Origin of the sequence: Pleomorphochaeta sp. (genome assembly GCF_050031695.1) — a bacterium.
Classification (GTDB): Bacteria; Spirochaetota; Spirochaetia; order Sphaerochaetales; family Sphaerochaetaceae; genus Pleomorphochaeta.
Map to the genome: position 1 here is coordinate 18,093 of NZ_JBNAIC010000012.1, position 24,021 is coordinate 42,113.

Consider the following 24,021-nt stretch of genomic DNA (forward strand, 5'->3'; position numbering starts at 1 on the left):
ATAGGTGATTCATATTTGAATCACCTATGAACATAAGGGGTGAATATGAATAGATTTATTGAGAAAATTGATAATTTTATTGATAATACTGCAAAAAAACTAGAAGCTCATTCTGTAAGAATTCCGATTAATACTGTTGGATCAATTATTTTCATTGTAATTTCATCGGTTTTACTTTATTTAGTTCCTAGTCAAATAAAAATAAATACTACTTCACAGGTTACAGCACAAACTTTTCCTGTGTTAATGCTAAGAATTATGTTAATTTTTTCAATTGTTCTATTGATTAAAGAGATTGTTGCTATTTTTAGAAAAAATGAGAGAGAATATAAAGAAATAAATTTATTAGTTGAAGTAAGATTTTTAATTTTACTTTCTTTATTAATTCTATTTTTAGTAATGTTACATTTCACAAGTTTTATATTAAGTTCAATTGTTTTTGGAATATTAATGTTATTTTATTTTAGAGCTAAAAAAATAACTAGTTATATTATTATTATTTTGGCAGCCATTTTAATAGGGTATTTGTTTCAAAATGTATTACATGTACGTTTACCATAGGAGATTAGAGAATGGATTTATTTTTACAAGGTTTTGAATTGTTGTTTAACCTTCCTAATTTTCTATATATGAATTTAGGCTTGTTACTAGGTGTTATTTTTGGAGCAATTCCAGGTTTAACAGTTATTTTGTGTATCGTATTGTTTTTACCTTTTACTTATTCTTTAGGTGCCGTTGAATCCTTTATGTTTCTTCTTGGAATATATTGTTCAGGTTCTTATGGTGGATCAATATCAGCTATATTAATTAAAACTCCAGGTACTCCCCATGCTGCAGCAACTATGTTAGATGGATACCCTTTAACTAAAAGAGGCCATAGCATGAAGGCTTTATCTGTTGCACTTAGAGCTTCAACCTTTGGTGGAATTTTTTCAGCAGTATTATTATTGTTTTTTGCTCCTCAAGTTGCTAAATTTGCACAAATGATGGGTACCCCTGAGTATTTTTTAATTTGTGCTTTTGGTTTAACTATTATAGCTGGTGTTTCTGGTAATAGCTTAACTAAAGGTATTATAACAGGAGCTTTTGGACTTTTCTTATCAACTATTGGAATTGATGCAATGTCTGGTGGAACAAGATTTATTTTTAATAATATAAATCTATATTCAGGAATAGCCTTGGTAATTTCATTAATAGGTTTGTTTGCTTTATCTGAAGTATTAGCTAAGAGTGAAAAACAGACTAAAAAAGAAAAAGTTGATACAAAAACACTAGAGAAACATGATGATAAGCTATCAAAAGAAGAAAAGAAGAGAATTAGGAAACCAATGATATTATCAGCAATAATTGGAGTTATTATTGGAATAATTCCAGGTACTGGAGCTTCTATGGCAAGTTTCTTTAGTTATGATAGATCAAGAAAAATTAGCAAGCATCCAGAAGAATTTGGTAATGGTTCTATTGAAGGTATTAGTGCTTGTGAAACTGCAAATAATGCTGTAACAGGAGCAACTTTGATTCCATTATTAACTATGGGTATTCCAGGAGATGGCTCTGTTGCAATAATGCTTGGTGCATTAATGATAAATGGATTGACTCCAGGTCCTAATCTTTTTGTTGAGAATGGATCGATCATGTATGCCATTATGATAGGATTAATTTTTGTTAATATATTTATGTATTTACAAGGGAAATTTTTAACAAAATGGTTTGCAAGAATTATTTCAGTTCCAGTTGAAGTGTTAACTCCCATTATTGTTATGTTCTGTTTTGCTGGAGCATTCAGTGTTAATTCATCCCTTTTTGATATTTCAGTTACTTTAGTATTTGCAGTGATTGCTTATATTGTTAATAAGTTTGGTTTCTCAACAATACCAATTTTATTAGGATTGGTTTTGGGAACATTAACTGAAGAGAACTTTAGGAGATCGTTAGTATTAAGTGATGGAAATTGGTCAATATTTATATCAAGTCCAATCTGTATTGCTTTCATAGCAATGATTGTAATTACAGTGTTCTTGATATTAAAGAGTCAAATTCAAAGAAATAAGAAGGAAGTTAATAATGAGTAAAAAAAATATAGTTGTCTATTTTTCTGATCAACAAAGATCTGATACTATTGGCTGTTATGGACAACCACTAAATATAACACCAAATTTAGATAAATTAGCAGAGGAGGGTGTAAGGTTTGAGAATGCGTTTTCACCACAACCTGTTTGTGGTCCTTGTAGAGCTATCTTTCAAACTGGTAAATATGCTACAGATACAGGCTGTTTTAGGAATTCTATAGCTCTTCCTTTAGATTCTAAAACTATTGCTCATTATCTTGAAGGTAATGGTTACGATACAGCTTATGTTGGTAAATGGCATTTAGCATCAACTGGAGGATTAGAAGAAAAACCATATCAAGACTATCAAAGGATAGCTATTCCTAAAGAACTTAGAGGAGGCTATTCTGGATTCTGGAGAGTTAGTGATATTTTAGAATTTACTTCTGATGGATATGGTGGATATGTATTTGATGAAGATAATAATAAATGTGAATTTGAAGGTTATAGATGCGATTGTATAACAGATTATGCACTTGAATATTTAAATAATAGAAATAGAGAAAAACCCTTTATGCTATTTTTATCACATATTGAACCACATCATCAAAATGACGCAAAACATTATCAAGGGCCATTAGGTAGTAAAGAAAAGTTTAAAGATTATGTGCTCCCAAAAGATTTAGAAGCACTTGGTGGTGGAGATGCTAGAGAAGAATATCCTGATTATTTAGGGCAATGTAATTCTTTGGATACTAATTTAGGAAGAATTATTGATACTCTAAAACAGCAAGGTATATATGAAGATACTGTTATAATTTATGTTAGCGATCATGGTTCTCACTTTAATACAAGAAATAAGGATAATCATTTAAATGGATATGATGATTATAAAAGAACTGCTCATGATGCTGCATTAAAAGTTCCTTTAATCATAAGGGGAGGAGATTATAATCAAAGTAAAGTAGTTCATGATTTAGTTAGTACTGGTTCATTAGCAAAGACTATTTTAGCAATTGCAGATATTGATGATAATAAAACGATGATAGGAGAAAATCTTCTTGACGTTGTAAATGGGGTAAATGATAATAGATTTAATGAAGTGTATGCCCAAATTTCTGAGAGTAGAGTTGGAAGGTGTATTAGAACCGATAAGTATATGTACAGTATTTATGCTCCTGGAATTAATGGTGGATCACTAGCATCAGCTACAAGTTATAAAGATGATTATTTGTATGATATGGAGAAAGATCCTTATCAATTAAATAATTTAATTAAAGATGAAAAGTATTTTACTATTAAATTAGAATTACGAGATAGATTATCTTCTTGGATAAAAGAAATAGAGGATATAACTATATCTATTGAATAGAGAGAATTATGGCTAAAAAATTTAAAAAAGATTTAATATGTGATTATATAAAAGTCTTTATTGAACAAAATAAATACAATTCTATAAATAAAATACCATCAGAACCTTATCTATGTAAAAAATTTAATGCAAGTCGTGAAACGGTTCGCTCTGCAATAAAGATATTGAAAGATGAAAAGATAGTATATTCTATTAAAGGTTCTGGTACGTATTTTAAAGCTGTAACTTTCCAAGATGATATACTTGATTCTAATTGTAGATATAGAATAGCCACAATAATACAGGGGCAAGATAAGAATGCAAATAAGTTATTTATTAAAGGTATTCAAGAAGAGATAAAAGATAAAAATATAGAACTTAGAATTTTTTATACTGATAATAAATTTTCTAATGAAAGAGCTTGTTTACAAGCTTGTGTAAAAGGTTTTGATGCTTTGATCATTGATGGTGTTAAGGCTAGTTTAATGAACCCTAATTTAGATATTTATCAAAAAATTGAACAAAAAGATATTAAGTGTATTTTCTATAATAATTATTATCCAGAAACGAATTTTCCAAAAATTATTATTGATGATAAAAAATGTGCTCACTTGCTAGTGAAACAAATAGTTGAAGAAGGACATAAAGATATTGCTGGTATTTTTTATTGTGATAATTATCAAGGGACTGAGAAATATAGAGGTTTTATAGAAGCTTTAAATTCTTATAAAATAGAAATTAAAGATGAAAATATTAAATGGTTAATTAGTGATAATATCTCTGAAGAAAAAGAATTTGATCGAATCATATCACAATTCTTAAAAAGAAATAAAAGTACAGCTATTGTATGTTGTAACTTTATGATTTTGAAGCATATTCAAAAGAAAACAAAATATCCTAGAAAATTAGCTTGTTTTGATTATTCAGGAAATAATTGGGAAGAGGAAAAAATACTTTGTTCAATTAGTCCCTCTTATGAAGTTGGAAAGAAAGTTGGTAAAAATATTCTTAGAATGCTCGAAGATAGTAATTATAAAATCCATGATTATTCCTATATATTTAAACCAACTATTTATTATCCTTAGCCTGTAATAATATTAATTAACATCATTATCCCTGCAAAAAGGTTTGTAAATGCAAAAATTTGTTTTAGGTTTTTAGGTTTGCTTTTTAGAGCAAATTTACTTCCAATTATTCCTCCTGTAACTGCTATTATTGCTAGAGGAATAGCTAAAGTTGGATTAAATCCACCATTAATATTATGTCCTATAAAACCCATCAAAGCTGTTGCAGCAACCATTGCTGAAGATGTACCGATGGCAATTTCCATTGGAACTCCACATAGCATAACCATAAGTGGAATTTTAAAAGCTCCACCAGATATGCCAAGAGCACCAGCAAAGAACCCAACTGTTGCTGTTAAGGGTAGCATTATCCATAAGTTAACACTGTATTTGTAGCCATTAAAAGTTCTATTCCAGTATCCCTTTTTGTTAGATTGAGAAGTAGGTTTTTCTTTTACTGGTATAAACATAAATATAGATATAATTATTAGAACCGATGCAAACATGATTTTGAGAGTAGTTGCTTGAAAACTCGAAGCAAAATATCCACCTACAAAGGCCATTATATCTGTAGGCGGATCAATTATTAATGCAAGTTTCCAATCTACTCGTTTACTTTTATGGAATATAAGCATAGAAGTTAATGCTGTTGCCATCATAATCAATTGTGATGTTGTTGCAGCATTGGTCATTGAAATTCCAGCTATTACCATTACTAAAACATAAAAATTACCTCCGCCTTTTCCAACCATAGCCATAGTTACAGAGATAATTAATATAATTATATACATTAATAAATTAGTATCCATTATTTTTTAAATGCTTCTAAATTTTTTAATACAAAACCAGGTTTAAAGTGGTTAGCTAAGTCTCCAATAGATTCAGTTAAAATTTTAGTGTTTTCATATCCATTAGCTCTTAGATAGGTAAAAATCATAGTAGCTCTTGTAGCTGTTGAACAAAATAAAATAATTGTTTTATCTTTAGGTAATTCATTCATTTTTGATGTAAAATTTTCAACAGGAATACTTGTTGCAAAAGAAAAACTTAGAATATCATTCTCTTCTTTAGTTCTTAAATCAACAACATAAGCTTTGTCCTGTTTTAGTAATTCAATCATTTGTTCAAAAGTAACTTTGTGACTTGCTTTTCCAAAAAAATTTAAATCATAAGATTTAAACATCTCTTCATAATTGTCCATAATAAAATACCTCTTTATTATTATTTAGAATTTAATTTTATTTATATCGAAGTCAATATTTTTCAAATCTTGACAACACATATTGCTATTTTTATATTTTTTAAGTTTTTCAATATCCTTATTATAAATTTCATAGTTGTTGATATCCTTAAATAATAAATTTTGAATGAATGAGTATTTAGATAATTTCTCTTTGTTTAATGAATAGTAAACCCATTGAGCTTTTTTTTCTTGATTAATTATATCTGCAATTTTTAATTTATCTAAATGTCTTGATACATTAGATTGTTTTATTTCAAGGATAGTTTGAATTTCCCCAACACATAATTGGTTTTCTTTTATTAAATTAATAATTCTTAATCTTGTTTGATCTGAAAATATTTTAATAATTGTTGTTAATTCCATAAATACTTTCCTTTGTATTCTTATATGATTATATAGTAATATACACCTTCAAAAATTTTATGTCTACATTTGTAAATAAAATATTTGACAAAATTGTTTTTTAGTTATATGGTTAGTTACTGTAGTAGTTAACCATATAACATTATGGTAGAAGGAGAGCCTATGGAATTTAAGCAAAAGGATCTTCCACTTTATATCCAAATCGCAAAAGGATTAGAAGATGATATTTTTATAGGTATTTATAGAGAAGGAGATCAAATTCCTTCAACAACTGAAATATCTGTAGGATATAAGCTAAATCCAGCAACGGTATTGAAGGGAATAAATATTTTGGTTCAAGAAAATATTATTTTCAAAAAAAGAGGAGTTGGTATGTTTGTAAGTGAAGGTGCAAGAGAAATGATAAAAGAAAAAAGAATGGCTTCATTTAAAAATGATTTTATATCTCCATTAGTAAAAGAAGCTATAAATCTTGGTTTTGATAAAAAAGAAATTGTAGAATTAATTGGAAAGGGAATTGAAGATGAAATTACAAATAACTAATGTTTCAAAAAAATTTAAAACAGTCGACGCTCTAGATGATGTCTCAATAGAGTTTGAAACTGGAAAAATATATGCCTTATTAGGTAGAAATGGAGCTGGAAAATCAACATTAATGAATATTATTTCAAATAGAATATTCCCTGATTCAGGATTAGTTTCTATTGATGGTCAAAATATATTTAGTAATGATGAATTAATGAGAAAAGTATATCTAATGAGTGATGATGACTTTTTTGGTAGTGTGTCTTGTATAAAAGTTTTCGAAATGGCAAAGCATTTTGATCCTGATTTTGATTTAGATTATGCCCTAGAATTAGCAAAAGACTTTGAATTAAATATAAAAACAGATGTAATTAAACTATCTACTGGTTATTGTTCAATTTTTAAGGTTATTTTAGCCTTTTGTTCTAGTGCAAATTTTGTATTGTTTGATGAACCTGTTTTAGGATTAGATGCTTCTCATAGAGACATGTTCTATAAACTGTTAATTTCAACATTTAATGATAAATCTAATGATGTTTGTTATATCGTTAGTACTCATTTGATAGATGAAATTTCTAATCTAGCTCAAGATGCAATTATTATTAATAAAGGAAAAGTTGTAGCTAATGGTTTAGTAGAAGAATTAAGTGCTAGCGTTAACGAAGTTGTTGGATCAAAAGAATTAGTTGATTCAGTTGTTAGTGGTTTAAAAGTATTAGGTACTAATAAAGTTGGTAAAGTATATTCCGTTTATGTAAAAGGGGATGTTAAGAAAACTGAAGGTGTTAGTGTAAATGCTGTCGATCTTCAAAGAATGTTTATTGAGATAACAAAAGGATAATAATTATGGACATAAAAAAAACTTATTCATTTTTTGTTGTTGATTATTTAAAGACATCAGCAATAGTTTATTTAATTGTAATGGGAATAACTTTCATAATATTTATGTTTGCTAATCTAATGGGAAATCATTTTGAATTTAATGAATTAAGAAATCTAATACCTAACTATTTTACAGTATTTATAGTTGTTTTTATTATGAGTATTGTCTCTAACAGAAATAGTGATTTGATTTGTAATCAATTTGGTAGAAGTAGAACAACTGCCTTTATTTCAAATATTTTAGTTATGATTTCTATTTCTATTGTTTTTGCACTAATTTTTTCTCTATTAAAATCAATATTTTATAGTTTTGATTTAGAAGATTATATGTTTAAAAAATCATACTTTACTAATGTAAGGTTTAATAATAAACAATTATTTGTAGGATCTGGTGCTAAATATATAAGTAATTTCTCATATTTTTTATATAACTTTGCTTATTATTCATTTATATCTTTTTATGCCTCTGTTATTGGTCTCTTTATATATTCCCTATGGGTTAGATTAGAAAAAATTTATAGATGGATTGCATTTATTTTTATACCAGTATTAATTGCATATAGTATCCCTAGATTAATAATGTTCCAAATGGACAATAGTGAAAAAGCTATTAGAACAATGAATAAAATAATTCATTTCTTCGGTTTACAAAATGGATTTTCATATCAGTATATTTTAGTTTCTATTTTAGTAATATTAATACCGCTTATAATAATTTCTTATTTTATAATGCGTAAAAAACCATTATATGGAAAGAAAAAATAAACAATTAAATAGCCTCTTTTTAGAGGTTATTTTTTTAATGTGATAAAGAGTGAGTTTGTTACACTTGTTAATGAGATAAAATAGTATATTATGTTTGTATTAGAGGGTAATAATGAAAAACAAATTAGGTAAAAAATTATATAATTTAAGAGAAGCTTTTTGTCATTTAGTTAAAGCATTTGTAACTATTCCTTATTTAAGTAAGGCAAAAAGAAATAAAGAAATCAGTGAAGAATTTCAAGAAAGAATTATGCTTGCTGTAACAAGTGTTAATGGTTGTGCAATGTGTTCTTATGCCCATACTAAAATGGCTTTAGAAGCAGGCCTTTCTGAAAAAGAAATTAGACAATTGTTAGAGACTGAAGATAGAGAAAATATCCCAAGTGAAGAGCTAGATGCTATAATGTTTGCATCATATTATGCTGAAACTAGAGCAAAAGTTGATAAAAATATTTGGAATAAAATTCTTAATGATTATGGTAAAAAGAAAGCATTAGGTATATTAGGTGCCATTAGAATTATTACTGTAGGGAATGTATATGGAATTGCATTAGGTTCATTTATTTCAAGATTTAAAAAAGATAAAAGTGGAAGAGACGAAAGAACAACAATTGCTTATGAGTTAGTAATGTTAATTACTTTTATTCCTTTTGTTTTAATTGCTTTGATTTTATCATTTTTTTTAAGGATTTTTAGAATAAATTTAATCTAAATTATCTAAAATGTTTTTATAAACACAATAAGCATTTGACCAACAAGCTTGAAGGTTAAATCCACCACAATCGCCACTATAATCTAAAACCTCTCCACAAAAATATAAGTTTGGACAGAGTTTAGATTCAAATGTTTTTCTATTAACTTCTTTTAATGCTATTCCGCCAGCTGTAGACATAGCGCCTTTAAGTTGTCCTTTTAGAGAAATTTTAAATTCCCATCTCTTTAATTTTTCATTTATGATGTTAATTTTCTTTTTTGATATATTCGAAGAAATATCATCTTCGATAGATAAAGATAATAAGAGATAATTAATAAATCTCATTGGTAATTTTGTTTGTTGCTTAATACTCGTTGATAATAATTTATTATTATTCTCTTTAATAACTTCCTTATTAAAATTTAAATATATAGCTTGATCTGTTGTTGCATATTTAGAAATGTCTAAAACAACTGGGCCTGAGATTCCAATACGAGTAAAAATTAAATCATCTGTGTTTTTAATAATTTTATTTTTCTTAGAATGAAAATCCATTAAAGAAATAGTGATATTTTGTAGTGAAATACCTTCAATTTTAGAAACATCTTCACTTGTTATTTTAAAACTAGCTAAAGAGGGTCTTATTTCATTAATAGAGTGATTAAATAGTTTAGCATAATGGTATCCATCTCCAGTAGACCCTGTTGAAGGATAAGACATCCCCCCTGTTGCTATTACAAGATTTTTAGATTTATAACTATTATCTATTATAAAATAATTTTCTTCTTTCTTAATTTCATTAATTTTATAATTATTAATTAACGTATATCTTTTATCGAATAAAGTTTCTAATACCGCTTTAGCACTTTTAACTTTTGGAAAAATCTTTTTATCTTCCCTAATGGCTAATTTTAATCCTCTATTTTCAAACCAGTTGATAGTATCTTTAGGAGAAAACTGTGCAAAAGCCGCACCTAAAAATTTATTAGCATTTCCATAATGTGTTAAAAATTCATGTTGTTTTTCATCTCGTGTTAAATTACACATACCTCCTCCGGTAATTAGTAATTTTTTACCAGGAGATTCCATTTTTTCAATAACAAGTGTTTCTATATTATTTTCAGCAAGGTTTTTTGCTAGGAAAAGGCCGGAGGCTCCTCCTCCTATAATAATAGTATTATATTCATTCATTATTTCAATCCTAATGATGCTAGAGTTTCACTTGATACAAATTGATTTAATAATTTAATGGTTTCTTTTCTTAATTCAACTAAGATATACATAGAGCCTTCTTTTAATATTTCACTAAAGCCTTGTGGTGTTGAATTAGTAGTTTTGTTTGTACTTTCTAAATCTTCATTAAAGGACCCTTCCCCATTAGAAGCATAGAATTCTTTCATTTCCCAGTCCTTTATATTATAAGAACTTTCAATTTTATCTTCTATTTCATTAGGTAGATTAGTAAAAAAATCAATTTGGGTTATTTCTTCTATTTTATCAATACTTGTAGCATAATCTACTATATCTTTCTCACCTTTTTTATTTGGAAGTATAAAACCAATTGCTTTTATTTCAGGTTCAGTGTAATCGAGAATAGCTTTATAATAGTATTTAGGTATAGCTACTTTATTTTCTCCAATAGTTTCATAAGGGCCATCTGTTAATACAGGACCCGTTGTAACATATATTTCATAATTATTGTCAGCAAAGTTTCTAATATATCCTTCTAAATCAGCCCAAATACCTCTATTGAATTGTGGAGATTGAGGGCTCATATTACTCATGAAAAAGGATTCTGACATTGCATTCTCGCTTTCTTTTTGATCTGCAGCAGGACATAAGTGTCCTCTATCATACCCACTCTTTTTATAATCATCTAAAGAGGCACTTCCCCCTTTTATACTAGGATCTTCTCTGAAATTATCTTTTCTTTCTGCTGGTCCATATAGTTCATTTTGAGTTAGTTTATAAGTTACATAACTAGCTTGTTCATACTCCTCATTATAGCTGAGAGTATAACCATCATGTTCAACTATTTGTTCACCTTCTATAGGATAAGGCATTTCAAGATTATCAATTATTTCAATAGAATAAGATTGTTGTTCAATCCATTCTTCTTCTGTAGGTGCAACAAATAAAGATATTATTGATATGATAATAAATACTATTATTAAAGTAATAATATTTTTGAGGGTCCTTTTTGCTGAGCTTTTTTTCTTTTTTGCCATTTTAATTCCTAATATAGTTATTGGTAAAAACCTTTATATAATTTATAACTTTTTATTATCTTCTAGTTGATAATAAGTTATTTTAATCTTTATCACAATATTTAACAATTTTTAATTTATTATGTATCCCAATAATTATGAATAATAATATAAGGGTAATTACTTCATAATATTTAGAAAAAGATGATTCATTTATTCTTAAAAACAGGGAAAAGGATGGAAGTGCTGAATTTTCATAATTACAGAATAATGCTATTAGTAAATTATTTGCTAAATGTATTGCAATTGGTATTTCTAAACCATTAGATATAAGTATTGAAAAAGTAGCAAAACTTCCAAAGATAAAGTAGTATAATATAGCACTAATAAAATTTGTTGATATTTCTGGATTACTTAAATGAGGTATTATAAAGATAAATCCTACAATAAAAGAAAATAAAACTGAATAAATTAGTTTTCTATTTTTTAATGCATCGTAATTTTTGATTATCATTTTTATTATAATTGATCTAAATAATACTTCTTCTGCAAGAACTTGAATAGGTGTAAAAATTATTGCTAATAAGATAAATAGAATTCTATTTGTAAACGTGGTTTCAATTGTTTTTAATTCATAAAGGTTAAAAAGACTACCTATTATTGTTATTAGAATAAAATAGCCTAATGATACTAATAATGTTTTAAAAAACAAAGGTTTATCTATTTTTGTACTACTGTTAATTAATTCTACTATGTGAATTTTATTAATATATTTAAAACTAAAATAAAAGCCTAAAGTAATACATAGAAAGGGAAGGTTTACTCCAATATAGTTATAAATAATACTATTAAAAAAAATCTGATTTGTATCAATAGAATATATTATATTTGCATATAAGTTAATTATTGTTGATCCTAAAAATAGCCAAAATATAATTACTATAATAAATGTTGTGATCCAAAGACCTCTTTTGTTTTTATTTTCAATCATATTATGTAATCCTTATATGTCAGATAATATAGAAGTTTAGAAAGAATTAAAAGTATATTAGTTTGTTAAATCATTTATATATAGTATAATAATATTATTAGGGTAAAAACCTATTAGGGACAAAAAAAATGAACAGACAGATAGTTTTTAATGAATTAAAGAATAATCAAATTTGTGTTTTTCATAATGAAGTAATAGCAAGATATTTTGCTATAGAATATGCCTATGAATATGATGTTATAGAAGCTGATAGAGTAATTTCATATGATACTTTTAGAGATTTTTTTCTACCAAGTCATGAAGGTCTTAAAGAAGTTAATAATCAAATTAGAGAATTTTTCTTAATAGATTTTTTTAGAAAAAATAAATTAAAATATTTAATAAATAATGAATATCCTGAATCTATAAGTAGATTTACTTCTTATTTAGTAATTGTTATTCAACAGTTAAAAAGACTTAAAGAAAGTGATGTATTTAATACATTAGAAGCGAATTTTATTTATGATGTTGATTTGCTATATGAAAAATATTGTGAATTTTTAGAAATAAATAAATTATTTGAACCTTCTTTTGAAAACCCTTCCTTAGAATATGCTCCAAAATCTGTTTTAGAAAATTCTTATACTATTATATCTAGTGATACTAAAGCGGGGTGTAAACAACTTTTAAATAATCTAAATAATCCGAGTTTTATAAAAACTATTGAGATTGAAAACTTAGAAGAAAATAATAGTTTTTATGATAATTTTAATTTATATAGTTATGAGAATTCAGAAGAATTACAAAACAATTTATTAAGAAAAGTTAAAGAGCTTTTAGATACGAATATTCCTTCAAGAGATATAGCTATTACTTTATGTAATTTTGATAGTGATATTTTAGATATAGAATATAAGGCGAAAAGATATAATATTCCTATATCAAAAGCTAAAGGATATCCTTTATTAAAATATCCAGGGGGTAAATTTTTATCATATTTGTCAAATTTATATGATAATAATTTTTCACTTGATGATATGAAAAGTTTCTTTTTAGATAGATCTTTTCCTTTTAAAGATATTTCACTAAATAGAGAATTAATTAGGTCTGCAATTGATGCTAATATAGATCATGGTAGCAATATTGTTGAACAAGACTATTGGACTAAACGATTATCAATTAAACCAAATTTAAGAGAGTATTATTGGAAATTTAAAAATATCATAATAAAAATTAATACTGTAGAAACCATTTCAGAATTACAAAAATCTTTACATATTTTAGAAAGTTTAATCTTTGTTGAAAATGTTGGATGGAAAGACAGTAGTGGTGAAAAAAGTTATAGTTTTGCAATTGATAAATTAGATAAATTAAGAGAAGCTATGCAAATCTGTAAGATTGCTAAATCAAAACAACTTTTTAAGATATTTAATCGCTTGATAGAAAAAGAAAATTATGTTGAACAAGGGAAAAGAGATGGTATAAGAATATATGAATATCCTTTGTCAGCTTCTATAGATATTCCTTATCATTTTATTGTAGATATAAATAGTAAAAATTGTGAAGTTATTGATAAACCTTTGTTCTTGTTGCCGCCATCAATTGATGATCAAGATTTAAGAGAAGAAGAAGACTTAACCTCTAATGTAATAAAAGACTATTGTTTTAATAGTGGTTTATCAATTTTTCTATTCAGTAATAGTACTTATGATGGTGCACAAATAGCTCCTTCCTTATTTATGGAGAAAGATAGAATTCAAAAATCAAATTTACAATTTAATAATAAGCCATATATTGATGAGATTGATTTGTGGAACACAAATAACAAGAAGAAAGATTTAAAATTAACAGCTTTCCAATCAGAAGCTTTTGAAAAAGCAAGTATTAATGTTTTAGATTTTAATGACAATGGATATGTAAATAATAATATGGAGAATGATGTTAATGAATATCTTTTAGATAGAATTAAATCTAAAGATAATTATAAGATGTTAAATTTTTCATCAACTAGTATAAATTTATTTAAAAAATGTCCTTATGCATATGCCATTAAATATTTATTCAAAGTTCAAAAGAATGAATATGATGTTATTCAATATGATGCTTTAGAAATAGGAACTAGAATTCATAAAATATTTGAAAACTTTTTTAGAAAGATAAAAGAAGAAGATGGCCAGTTTTATAGCTCAAAATATAATGAGTATTTATCACTTTTATTAGATATACAAGAAGCTGAATTTAAAGATTATTTTATGAGTAAAAATTCTCCACCTTTTTCAACTCAGATATACATCAAAGATAGATTTAAAAATTTGGCAAGGGATTTTCTTAATGTAGAAATTAAAGTTTTTGATACTTTTAGATCAACAGATATGGAAAAAAAATATGAATCTATTGAAGAGATAAAAATTAATGGTAAATCATATTTCTATAGCCTAAATGGTAAGATTGATAGAGTAATTAATCAAAATAATGGAGATTATGCTATTGTTGATTATAAGAGTGGTCATACTCCTATATCTGCATCTTGGCATAAAAAGGCTTATGATGAAGCGCCTGAAGAATTGCCAGATTATCAATTTCCTTGTTACAAAAAGCTTTTAGCTAAGGATAATAAGAATGTCTCTATTGCTTCTTATTATTCAGTTACTTCAGCTAAATACTGTGATATGTGGAATTTAAATAAGCCAGATAATTTAGAAATAATTGATACAATTTTTGATAAAGTTATGACTGATATAATTACTCAAATATTAGATGGTAATTATAAAGCTACTCCTTCTAAAGAAACTTGTCAGCATTGTGATTATAGACAAGTATGTAGAAAAAGGTATTCAACAAAATAATGGAAAAATTAGAAATAGAAAAATTATTACAGACAAAACATAGTTTAAATAGCGATCAAAGAGAGGCTGTATCTTGCTTTGATAATTGCGTTGTAAAAGCTGGTGCAGGTGCTGGTAAAACAACAGTTCTTTCTTATAGATTTCTCAATTTAATATTACAAAATAAAGCTAATTGTGATGAAATTTTAACTTTGACTTTTACTAAAAAAGCAGCAGCTGAAATGTATGAAAGAATATATAAACAATTATTATTACTAAAAGATAAGTCAAAAATAATTGAAAGGCAGTTTGCCTTATTTAATAAAGCTACTATTTCTACAATAGATTCTTTTTGTAATCAAATAGTAAAACAAGATTGTATCAGATATGGGATTCCTAGTGATTTCACTATAGATAATGCAAAAGCTGCAGATATAACAAAAAGATGTGCTCAACAACTAATAGAAAATGATGATATGCTTGACGGTTTTAAATTTTTATCTAAAGCGTATTATCCAAATGATCTAATTGATAATATTATAGTAAAGTTAGCAGTATCAAGTTTTTATTTTCCATTAAAATTTGAAAAAGATAAGGTTTATGAGGATTGTTATAATTTAATTAATAATTCAATTTCAGAATATGAAAATTCTTTATTATTGATTTTAAATAATTTAAGTGAAATTGATGCTAAGGATTTATCTGCAAGTATGAAAAAAACATTATCCTATTTAAAAGAATATCATGATGAAATAATTAATTATGAATTTGAGTCTCCTAATTTCTACAAGAAACTAGAATCTCTTAATTTTTCAACACCTAGAAAATCTAAGAAAAATCCAATAACTGAAGATATTGTTGAATGGTGTAAAACATTAAAGGAAAGTGCAAAGGATTTACAATCTTTATTATTCATAAAAAATAATAATTATATTGTTGAAGTTGTTGAGGCTCTTGAAATATTAAAAGATAACATTTTTAAAGAAAAAAGACGTTTAGGTGTATTAACATTTAGTGATATTTCTCATTTAGCTGTAGATATCTTATTAACTAATAAAAAACTTAGAAATATATATAAAGAAAAATTTAAATATATAATGATTGATGAATTTCAAGATAATAATAAATTACAAAAAGATTTAACATATCTATTAAGTGAAAAAAAAGATCTCTCACTTGATGTTGTTCCTGATGTATCTTCTATTGAATCAAATAAATTATTCTTTGTTGGAGATGAAAAACAAAGTATTTACAAATTTAGAGATGCTGATGTTTCTGTATTTAAAGCATTGTCTAGAGAAATTGAAGAATCTAATGGAAGAGTTATTGATTTAAAAACTAATTATAGGAGTGAACCGAATTTAATAAGATATTTTAATGATACATTTTTAAATGTTTTCTCTAATTCTAAAAAAGATTTTGAGGCTAATTTTGAGCCATTAGATTATAGATCTGCTAAAAAAGGTGTTAATTCAAAGATAGAATTATATATAAAAACTGAAGATAGTGATTCTTTGATAGACGATGAAGAAGAAGAGGCATCTTCGGCAGAATGCGAAGCTACAAAAATTGCTAAAATTATTAATAATATTTTAAATAGTGATGATTATTTATTATCTGATAAAAATGATAAACTTAGAAGACCTAATGTAAATGATATAGCAATTTTATTAAGAACTAAAACTCATCAAATTGAATATGAAAAAGCTCTTAGAGCTAAGAAAATCCCGTTTATAATACAAGATAATAAAGCTTATCCTTTAGAAGCATTAACTAATGATATATATAATATATTACAATTATTAATATATCCTGATGATAAACTAGCATATATAAGTGTTCTCAAAGGTCCTTTTGGAGCAATTAGTGAGAAGGCAATTGTTTCTATTCTAGATAATTATGATCCTGAAAATTTATTTGTATGTGAAATTGAATTAACTCTTAAAGATCGTATTAAATTAACTGAAATAGAAAAGACTTTTAATAAACTAATTGAATTATCTAAAATAAGTGATATTTCTTCGCTTTTGAATTATTTATGGTGGGAAGCAGGTCTTAGATATTATTATGTATGCGAACCAAATTATCATCTTTATATAGACAATTTTGAATATTTATATAGATTATCAAAAAAATATGATTTAAATCAGTATCCTCTATCATTATTTCTTGATGAAATGAGAGGCTCCTTAGGTTCAAGTTCTACTAATGAAGAGGTACCTGTTTTAAAAGAGAGTGCAAAAGGCGTTCAAATAATGACAATTCATAAGTCAAAAGGTCTAGAATTCCCAATTGTAATAGTTTCAAATATGGGTTCTGCAATTACTCAAAAAGAAGTTAATTTTTCAATTGAAAAAAATGTTCCTATTTTAAAACATTGTATTTCTATCGATAAAAAAACTATGAAAGAAAAATATGATAGCGTTTTTATAAATCGTGCAAAAGAATTGACAAAAGAGAAAGATATAGCCGAAATTAAAAGAGTTTTATATGTTGCTTTAACAAGGGCAGAAACTCATTTAATTATGAGTGCTACTATTAGATCCTCTTTGGATAATGAAATAATTGATAATAAAGAGAAATCTTTACTTGCTATGATTTATAATGCTTCAATTATGGAAGATGGTTCTATAAATCCATTATTACAAATTAAAGATATTGAAAAAGTTAGTGTTTATGAGAATTATGTAAAAGTAGAAAATAAACCTATAGTAGAAAGAAAACAGTATTTAGATAATATCAAATATTATGAAAGTATTGAGCCTAATTATGATACTAATCCTAAAAATATAGGGGTAACAACTTACTTTGGGCATAATGATGATGGTAATTTTGAGCAAGGTTCACCTTTTGCTCTTTCAAAAGTTGATAAATTATTAGAGAAATTATATGAAAACAATTCTTCTGTTTATACAGATTTTGGAACTCTTTGCCATATTTATGTTCAATCTTTAATAATGGAGAAACCAATTTTAAGTCTTTTAGATGAAAGTGTATTATCTAAAGGTTCTTCATTATCAAAATTAAATAAAGAAAATATAAAATTAATAGAAAATGAAGCTATTAAATATGCAAAAGATTTTGTAAGTAGCTCATTTTATAATCATTATGTAAAGAATTATAAATGTAGTTGTGAATTTGGATTTTTTTCTAAGGTAGAAAATGATAATGGTGAAGTATTAGTATTTGAAGGATTTATAGATTTATTAGTAAAATATGATAATGATAATTATTTAGTTGTGGATTTTAAAACTGATAAAGTTAGAAATCCAGCAATCCATGAAAAACAAATTCAAACTTATATAACAGCTGTTAAGAGATTATATCCTAACAGCTGTGTAAAAGGATGTGTTGTTTATCTTAGAGAAAAAGATAAAGAGTATTTTTATTAATTAGCTAAACCTTTGATTTCCATAGCACTGAATCCGTTATTTAGCCATCTAGGAGCCTCATTGAATGCTTTTTGTACTACTAAAAGTAAATGTTCAACATTGGCTTCTTCATGGTCAGAAAAACCTGTTGCTAAAAAGAAATGTCTAATAATATTTGGTGAGTTATCTCCGCAATTATTTACATATCGATTAAAGATTATTCTGAATCTAGTCATATCCTCTTTATATTTTCCACCAATATTAATGTAATAATTTTCTAAATATTTATAGTTTTCAGTTTCTTTTACATGACTAATATCTAGATATTTTAATAATTCATTTTTACTTAAAACTAATAGTTTCTTTTGTTCTTGCATTTGTCTAATTACTGAAAAACTATATTCTGTAATTAAGTTTGTATCTATTGGAGCAATAGAAGTTTGTTTGTTTTTATTATTTTTATATTTATCAAAAGATTCAGGATCTATTTTTCTGATAGTTTCATCTTTAAATAAATCAAAACTCCAATCATATATTCTATCTGTTACAAGATGCTTATTAAAATAGAAAATATTACTTTCTTCATTAAATGCATTTAATAATTCATTTAATTCATCTCTACTTATTTTTATTTCTTTATAATAAAGTTTAAGTAATTTATGGAAGTTTTTTAAAGATATAACACCATAAAAATTTGTTGCAGCTTGCGCTAATTGATTAATAGTATTGAATTCAGTTTCTGTTAATTTTTCAACTGAAGAAATTGCTTTATCAATCCAAGCATATTTAACTCTTTCATTTCTACATCTTCCATAGCATAACCATGATGTTTGATTATATATTGCATCAATAATTAAAGCTTCTAATTCTATATCCCAAGTTGGTAATTTAAAAGGTTCAAGAATAAATTTTGTAATAGAACATTTAGAAATTATTTTATGCGTATTTACATAGTTAGAAAATCTAAATGCAAAAAGTTGTTTATTTTCAACTAAATCTTTATTTATACTACAACAATAGTTAAATAATAATTGAGCTTTTTCACAAAGAGGTAAATCATAAGTATCTATATAAGGTTCAATATCTTCCCAAGTTATAGTATTCCATTCTTTATATTCATCTTTAGCTTTTAAAACTTCATCTGTTCTATCATATGTAATATCAAAATATATTATTTTTAAAACGTCATCTTTTACTACATATTCTGAGCTTTCAGTTTCTTTTAATACCTTGTGTATTGATGATGCTTTTACACCTTTTAAGTCAGGATGAATTTTATTTGTGATTGAATTAAGTTCTACTGCACCAAATCTATTTACAATACCTTTTGCAGCTATATCTATTGCGCTTAATTGAATAGCGTCCATAATATCTCCTCTTTAATTATTTATTTGAATATTGATTAACAAGATTTTCTACAGCATTCTTTATTTTTAATAGAGCTGAATCAATATCACTTAAACTTGTTCCATAATTGAATCTAACATAACCTTTATATTCTTCATCACCAAACCAAGTCCCATCATTTAAGCAAATTCCTGCTCTATTTGCAAAGAACATTGAAGCAATTCCTGTTTGAGATGATTTGTTAATATTATATAGACTAGGATTATCTTTAGCATCTTTTTCAATATATGGCAATAACTCATTACAGTCCCAAAAGCAGATAAATGAAGCTTCGGCTTTGATAGGTTTTATGAATTTAATGTTCTGTTCCATATATTTTTCTATATGTCTAGCATTTCTTTCTAATACTTCAATAGCCTCCATTAGCCAAGGATATCCTTTAAGGTAGGCTTCTCTTGCAATTGTTGTAGAAAAGTAAGGAGAGGAGCTACAATGAAGAGCTTCTCTATAATCATCAAATTTCTTTTTTAATTCTAAATCATTAAAAAGTGAAACTGAAAAAAACTCTCCTGCGATATTAAATGTTTTAGAAGGTGCCATAGCAACCATGGTTTTTGTGTTTTTTTCTTTTGCTACTTCGATGAAAGAAGTAAATTCTTTGTTTTTAAATACTAAATCAGCATGAATTTCATCGCTGATTACAAAAACATCATATTTATTTGCGATATCACAAATTTTAGATAATGTTTCTTTAGAATAAACTTTAGAACTTGGATTGTGTGGGGAGCATAAAATAAATACTTTTGCTTCCTTACATAAATTTTCAAAGGTTGAAAAGTCAAATTCAAAAGAATCTTTTGTTCTAATTAGCTTCCAAGGAAGAACTTCATAACCATTTGCATTAACAATATTAACAAAAGGTTTGTAAGCTGGAAAAGGAACTATTACTTTATCTTTTTTTTCACAAACTATGTTAAGCATAGATGCTAAAGCATTTAAAACACCTTGGCAAAATGAAATTTGAGATTCTTTAAGATTTAAATTATGACGTTTTTTTGCAAAGTTCATAAAAATTTGTTTAATATCAGAATATGCTGAATATCCATAAGTTTCATAATTAACTAAATTTTTAGCTGCTTCTGTTATTTCTGGAGCAGCCTTATATTCCATGTCAGCAACCCAATAAGGTGTAGCTTCTTCATTTCCACAAAACATATTCAAGAATTTTTTATTCCACTTTATACAAGCTGTATCTTTTCTATTTGCTAAATTATCAAAATCGTATTTCATGAATTATAAACTCCTATATTTATGATAAAAATAACCGTTTGGATTTGTATATTTTATTTTTTTCTTATTTTTTTTATCTATTGCTTGTTTTGGACAGTTATTGATACAAGCTGTGCAAGCATAACAATTGTCATGAAAAACAGGTTTGCCATTTTCCATTGTTATATTGTTTGCTGGGCAACTTTCATAACATAACCCACATCCGTTACAATCATCATTTACTACAAAGTTTTCACTATAATGGCGGGTAAAATATTTAATAAATAAGTAAGTTATATTGCTAAAAGTTCTTGTAAAAATTCTAAATTTTGGAAATTTGAATTTTTCTTCTAATAAATCATTATTTATTATTTCTAATTTTTTATCAGCTTCAATATATAATTCTTTAGCTTTTTCTTGTGATATAGGGTTTATTAGATTGTTTGGCATTTTAATGTTATTTACATATGTGGTAGCAACTCCAAAGTCTTTTAGCATTTTTTCAAATCTAATATGACTGAATCCATAAGAATTAGTACCTGCTGTAGTAATCACATATACAAATTGAAGTTTCTTAAAATCTTTTATTTGAGAAAAAACCTCTCTGATTTTATTTTCTATAAAAATAGGTTCTCTACTCACATAAACTGGGAAAATAAAGCCTAATCTTTCAGGTAATTCAAAATTTTTTTCAAGTTCATTTACCATAACTATATTATCATGATTTTGAAATTCTGCTATTTTTTTTGCTACATAATAGCTGTTTCCGGTACCTGAAAAGCATATAATCTTATCTTTCATCTATATCCTACTTTATAATGTTTTTAATTTTTCTATTAGTTCTACCATATCATTATTGTCTAAATTAAGATTAGTAACAAGACGTACATAAGGGCCTTCAGTATTTGCTAGAATATTATTAGTTTTTAGCTTTTTAATAGTTTCAGAAGCTAATGTGTTTTTTTCATTAAAAAATACGATATTTGTTGAAGTGTTACCATGAATAATTATATTTTCATTATTTCTTAATGTTTTTTCTATATTTTTTGCTCTTTCATGATCAATTTCTAATCTATTAACATTGTTTTCTAAAGCATAAATACCAGCAGCAGCCATAAACCCAATTTGACGCATCCCACTTCCTAGCATTTTTCTAAATCTTTTTGCTTCATTAATAAATTCTTTTGTACCACAAAGCATTGAACCGATTGGAGCTCCTAAGCCTTTTGATAAACAAAATGTAATTGTATCACTATATTTTGCAATTTCACTAACACTGATTTTTTGAGCTACACTAGCATTGAATACTCTAGCACCATCCATATGAACTTTTAAGTTTTTTTGATCCGCAAGTTGTCTTATCCTTTGAAGATTAGAAATAGGATATGGTTCGCCTCCAATAGTGTTTTCAACTTCTAAGATACTTGTTCTTGCCATATCATATATACCATTTTCTTTAATTAAAGGTTCAAAATCAGAAGCGTCTAAGATTCCAAATTTTTTATCAATTGTAATTGGTAAAACAGAAGCTATTGCACTACATGCACCGATTTCATGTTGAACTATGTGAGAATTTGCTGCACATAATACTTCTGTACTAGCTCCACCATTAATCATTAATGAAAGTAAATTTCCCATAGATCCTGATGTTACAAATAAAGAATCTTCTTTATTTGTAATAGATGCCGCCATATTTTGCAATTTATTTATACTAGGGTCTTCACCATATACATCATCACCAACTTCAGCTTCATAAATAGCTTTTCTCATTGCTTTAGTTGGTTTTGTTATCGTATCACTTCGTAAATCTAGAATTTTCATTTATTTAACCTTTAATTGTTCAATTAATTCAAAAAATGTAGGGAAAGTTACACCAACTGCATCAATATCATCAATGATAATTGGAGAGGTAGAGTATAACCCTGCAATGGCCATAGACATAATTATTCTATGATCTTCATATCCTTTAACTTTAGCTCCAATAATAGCCCCTGTTCCATATATTTCAATTCCATCAGGTAATTCTTTAGTTCTAACACCTAGTTTATTTAAATTTTTATTCATAGTATCAATTCTATCCGTTTCTTTTAATCTTGCTTGAGGAACATCATTGAATACTACTTTTTCATTACTAAAAGCTGCAACTACGCATAAAGCTGGAAGAGCATCTGGCATAGAATTAAGAGAAAAAGTACCACCTTTTAATTGTTTAGGTCCTGTGATTTTAACTCCATTTTTTATCCATTCTATTTTACAACCCATTTTCGCTAATATATCTAAAGTATGCTTATCTCCTTGAGAATCATCTTTGTTAAGTCCAAGGATATTTATAGTTGTTTTCCCAATTGCAGCAAGAGCAAAAAAGAATGTTGCACTAGAATAATCTCCATTTATTGTAGCATTTATAGTTTTAAAAGATTGGTTTCCTTTTACTTTAGAATGTTGTAAATCTTCAGAAATTTCGTAAGAAATATTTTGTTCTTTTAACCAATCTAGTGTTAATTCAACATAAGGTTTTTCATATAATAGAGGAGTTATAATTTCAACATCAGTTTTTGCTAATACTGAAGCAAATAATAGTGAAGAAAGATATTGAGAGGTTGGACAATCAATTATCGTTTTTGATTTTGTTATAGGTCCTTTTATAGTAAATGGTGGGTAATTTGTATCACTTACATAGCATCCTAAATCTTTATAAGCTTTTAATAAGGGGCCTACTGGTCTACTTTTTAATGAATTATCACCAGTAAAGGTAATTTCTTTTTCAAGAGATGCACATAAACCTAAAAGCAAATAAAGAGTAGTTCCACTGTTATCGCAATCAATAGTAATAGGATTTTTGTCTTCTAAAAGATTTGTTGAATCTATAGTTAATTTATTTTTATCAATTTCTATCTTAGTTCCTAATGCTCTACATGCATTAATGCAACTTATTGTGTCGTTTGATAATAGGGCATTGTTTATAATGCTTTTACCTTTTGCAAAAGTAGCAATTAATAATGCTCTTATAGTTTGGCTTTTTGAGCTAGGAATTGTTACTATTCCTGTTATTTTTGAAGGTTCTATAATTTTTTCCATAAAAAAAATATAAACTAAA

Annotated in this window: 21 protein-coding genes; 10 read left to right on the forward strand and 11 right to left on the reverse strand. The window is 26.3% G+C overall.

Annotated features, from left to right (window positions below; all coding sequences use genetic code 11):
- The first annotated feature begins 45 nt into the window (after nucleotides 1–45).
- From ACPKM0_RS01565 to ACPKM0_RS01580, 4 genes are read left to right on the forward strand one after another with little or no spacing between them, the layout of a single operon-like run.
- Entirely contained in the window at nucleotides 46–561 is a 516-nt protein-coding gene (locus tag ACPKM0_RS01565; RefSeq protein WP_472473037.1) for a tripartite tricarboxylate transporter TctB family protein, read from the forward strand.
- A gap of 11 nt (nucleotides 562–572) precedes the next feature.
- Complete coding sequence (locus ACPKM0_RS01570) at nucleotides 573–2,072, forward strand: tripartite tricarboxylate transporter permease (RefSeq protein ID WP_472473038.1); 1,500 nt, start codon at nucleotides 573–575, stop codon at nucleotides 2,070–2,072.
- Nucleotides 2,065–3,420 carry a sulfatase-like hydrolase/transferase gene (locus ACPKM0_RS01575; protein ID WP_472473039.1) on the forward strand — a complete coding sequence of 452 codons (1,356 nt, stop codon included), beginning with the start codon at nucleotides 2,065–2,067 and terminating at the stop codon, nucleotides 3,418–3,420. Before ACPKM0_RS01570 ends, ACPKM0_RS01575 begins: the two co-directional genes overlap by 8 nt.
- An 8-nt stretch (nucleotides 3,421–3,428) precedes the next feature.
- Nucleotides 3,429–4,484 (forward strand): GntR family transcriptional regulator, encoded by a 1,056-nt coding sequence (locus tag ACPKM0_RS01580; RefSeq protein WP_472473040.1) that lies wholly within the window; start codon nucleotides 3,429–3,431, stop codon nucleotides 4,482–4,484.
- Here the strand turns inward: ACPKM0_RS01580 and ACPKM0_RS01585 are convergent.
- Genes ACPKM0_RS01585 through ACPKM0_RS01595 form a run of 3 tightly spaced genes read right to left on the reverse strand, consistent with a single transcriptional unit; the run spans nucleotide 4,481 to nucleotide 6,069 of the window.
- Entirely contained in the window at nucleotides 4,481–5,272 is a 792-nt protein-coding gene (locus tag ACPKM0_RS01585; RefSeq protein ID WP_472473041.1) for a sulfite exporter TauE/SafE family protein, read from the reverse strand. The two genes, ACPKM0_RS01580 and ACPKM0_RS01585, sit on opposite strands and share 4 nt — an antisense overlap.
- The gene (locus ACPKM0_RS01590; RefSeq protein WP_472473042.1) at nucleotides 5,272–5,664 is read right to left on the reverse strand and encodes a rhodanese-like domain-containing protein; all 393 of its coding nucleotides are present in this window, start codon (nucleotides 5,662–5,664) and stop codon (nucleotides 5,272–5,274) included. The genes ACPKM0_RS01585 and ACPKM0_RS01590 overlap by 1 nt, the downstream gene beginning before the upstream one ends.
- A 24-nt stretch (nucleotides 5,665–5,688) precedes the next feature.
- Nucleotides 5,689–6,069 carry an ArsR/SmtB family transcription factor gene (locus ACPKM0_RS01595; protein WP_472473043.1) on the reverse strand — a complete coding sequence of 127 codons (381 nt, stop codon included), beginning with the start codon at nucleotides 6,067–6,069 and terminating at the stop codon, nucleotides 5,689–5,691.
- Nucleotides 6,070–6,231: 162 nt separating this feature from the next.
- Between ACPKM0_RS01595 and ACPKM0_RS01600 the strand changes: the two genes are divergently transcribed.
- The 4 genes from ACPKM0_RS01600 to ACPKM0_RS01615 all read left to right on the forward strand — a co-directional run bounded on the left by ACPKM0_RS01600 (nucleotide 6,232) and on the right by ACPKM0_RS01615 (nucleotide 8,953).
- Entirely contained in the window at nucleotides 6,232–6,612 is a 381-nt protein-coding gene (locus ACPKM0_RS01600) for a GntR family transcriptional regulator (RefSeq protein WP_472473044.1), read from the forward strand.
- Entirely contained in the window at nucleotides 6,593–7,435 is an 843-nt protein-coding gene (locus ACPKM0_RS01605) for an ATP-binding cassette domain-containing protein (RefSeq protein ID WP_472473045.1), read from the forward strand. Before ACPKM0_RS01600 ends, ACPKM0_RS01605 begins: the two co-directional genes overlap by 20 nt.
- A 5-nt stretch (nucleotides 7,436–7,440) precedes the next feature.
- Nucleotides 7,441–8,241, forward strand: coding sequence for a hypothetical protein (locus ACPKM0_RS01610; RefSeq protein WP_472473046.1), 801 nt, complete (start codon nucleotides 7,441–7,443; stop codon nucleotides 8,239–8,241).
- A 112-nt stretch (nucleotides 8,242–8,353) separates the two neighbouring features.
- Nucleotides 8,354–8,953, forward strand: a complete 600-nt coding sequence (locus ACPKM0_RS01615; RefSeq protein WP_472473047.1) for a carboxymuconolactone decarboxylase family protein — start codon at nucleotides 8,354–8,356, stop codon at nucleotides 8,951–8,953.
- On the opposite strand, the gene ACPKM0_RS01620 is transcribed toward ACPKM0_RS01615, so the two are convergent.
- The 3 genes from ACPKM0_RS01620 to ACPKM0_RS01630 form a co-directional block, all read right to left on the reverse strand.
- A complete protein-coding gene (locus ACPKM0_RS01620; protein WP_472473048.1) occupies nucleotides 8,945–10,126 on the reverse strand; it encodes an aminoacetone oxidase family FAD-binding enzyme in 1,182 nt (393 codons plus the stop codon). The two genes, ACPKM0_RS01615 and ACPKM0_RS01620, sit on opposite strands and share 9 nt — an antisense overlap.
- A complete protein-coding gene (locus tag ACPKM0_RS01625; RefSeq protein WP_472473049.1) occupies nucleotides 10,126–11,163 on the reverse strand; it encodes a DNA/RNA non-specific endonuclease in 1,038 nt (345 codons plus the stop codon). The genes ACPKM0_RS01620 and ACPKM0_RS01625 overlap by 1 nt, the downstream gene beginning before the upstream one ends.
- An 82-nt stretch (nucleotides 11,164–11,245) precedes the next feature.
- Nucleotides 11,246–12,133, reverse strand: a complete 888-nt coding sequence (locus tag ACPKM0_RS01630; RefSeq protein WP_472473050.1) for a CPBP family intramembrane glutamic endopeptidase — start codon at nucleotides 12,131–12,133, stop codon at nucleotides 11,246–11,248.
- Nucleotides 12,134–12,261: 128 nt separating this feature from the next.
- Between ACPKM0_RS01630 and ACPKM0_RS01635 the strand changes: the two genes are divergently transcribed.
- Nucleotides 12,262–14,958, forward strand: coding sequence for a PD-(D/E)XK nuclease family protein (locus ACPKM0_RS01635; RefSeq protein ID WP_472473051.1), 2,697 nt, complete (start codon nucleotides 12,262–12,264; stop codon nucleotides 14,956–14,958).
- Nucleotides 14,958–18,329, forward strand: a complete 3,372-nt coding sequence (locus tag ACPKM0_RS01640) for a UvrD-helicase domain-containing protein (RefSeq protein WP_472473052.1) — start codon at nucleotides 14,958–14,960, stop codon at nucleotides 18,327–18,329. The genes ACPKM0_RS01635 and ACPKM0_RS01640 overlap by 1 nt, the downstream gene beginning before the upstream one ends.
- Here ACPKM0_RS01640 and ACPKM0_RS01645 read toward each other — a convergent pair.
- The 5 genes from ACPKM0_RS01645 to aroA are packed head-to-tail and all read right to left on the reverse strand — an operon-like array spanning nucleotide 18,326 to nucleotide 24,002.
- The gene (locus ACPKM0_RS01645; protein ID WP_472473053.1) at nucleotides 18,326–19,675 is read right to left on the reverse strand and encodes a hypothetical protein; all 1,350 of its coding nucleotides are present in this window, start codon (nucleotides 19,673–19,675) and stop codon (nucleotides 18,326–18,328) included. The genes ACPKM0_RS01640 and ACPKM0_RS01645 overlap by 4 nt on opposite strands.
- 16 nt (nucleotides 19,676–19,691) lie before the next feature.
- Complete coding sequence (locus tag ACPKM0_RS01650) at nucleotides 19,692–20,945, reverse strand: MalY/PatB family protein (RefSeq protein ID WP_472473054.1); 1,254 nt, start codon at nucleotides 20,943–20,945, stop codon at nucleotides 19,692–19,694.
- Between the two features lie 3 nt (nucleotides 20,946–20,948).
- A complete protein-coding gene (locus tag ACPKM0_RS01655) occupies nucleotides 20,949–21,725 on the reverse strand; it encodes an EFR1 family ferrodoxin (RefSeq protein WP_472473055.1) in 777 nt (258 codons plus the stop codon).
- Nucleotides 21,726–21,737: 12 nt separating this feature from the next.
- Complete coding sequence (locus tag ACPKM0_RS01660; protein WP_472473056.1) at nucleotides 21,738–22,745, reverse strand: threonine aldolase family protein; 1,008 nt, start codon at nucleotides 22,743–22,745, stop codon at nucleotides 21,738–21,740.
- Nucleotides 22,746–24,002: a 3-phosphoshikimate 1-carboxyvinyltransferase gene (gene aroA / locus ACPKM0_RS01665; protein ID WP_472473057.1), complete on the reverse strand. Its 1,257-nt coding sequence runs from the start codon at nucleotides 24,000–24,002 to the stop codon at nucleotides 22,746–22,748.
- Nucleotides 24,003–24,021: the final 19 nt, after the last annotated feature.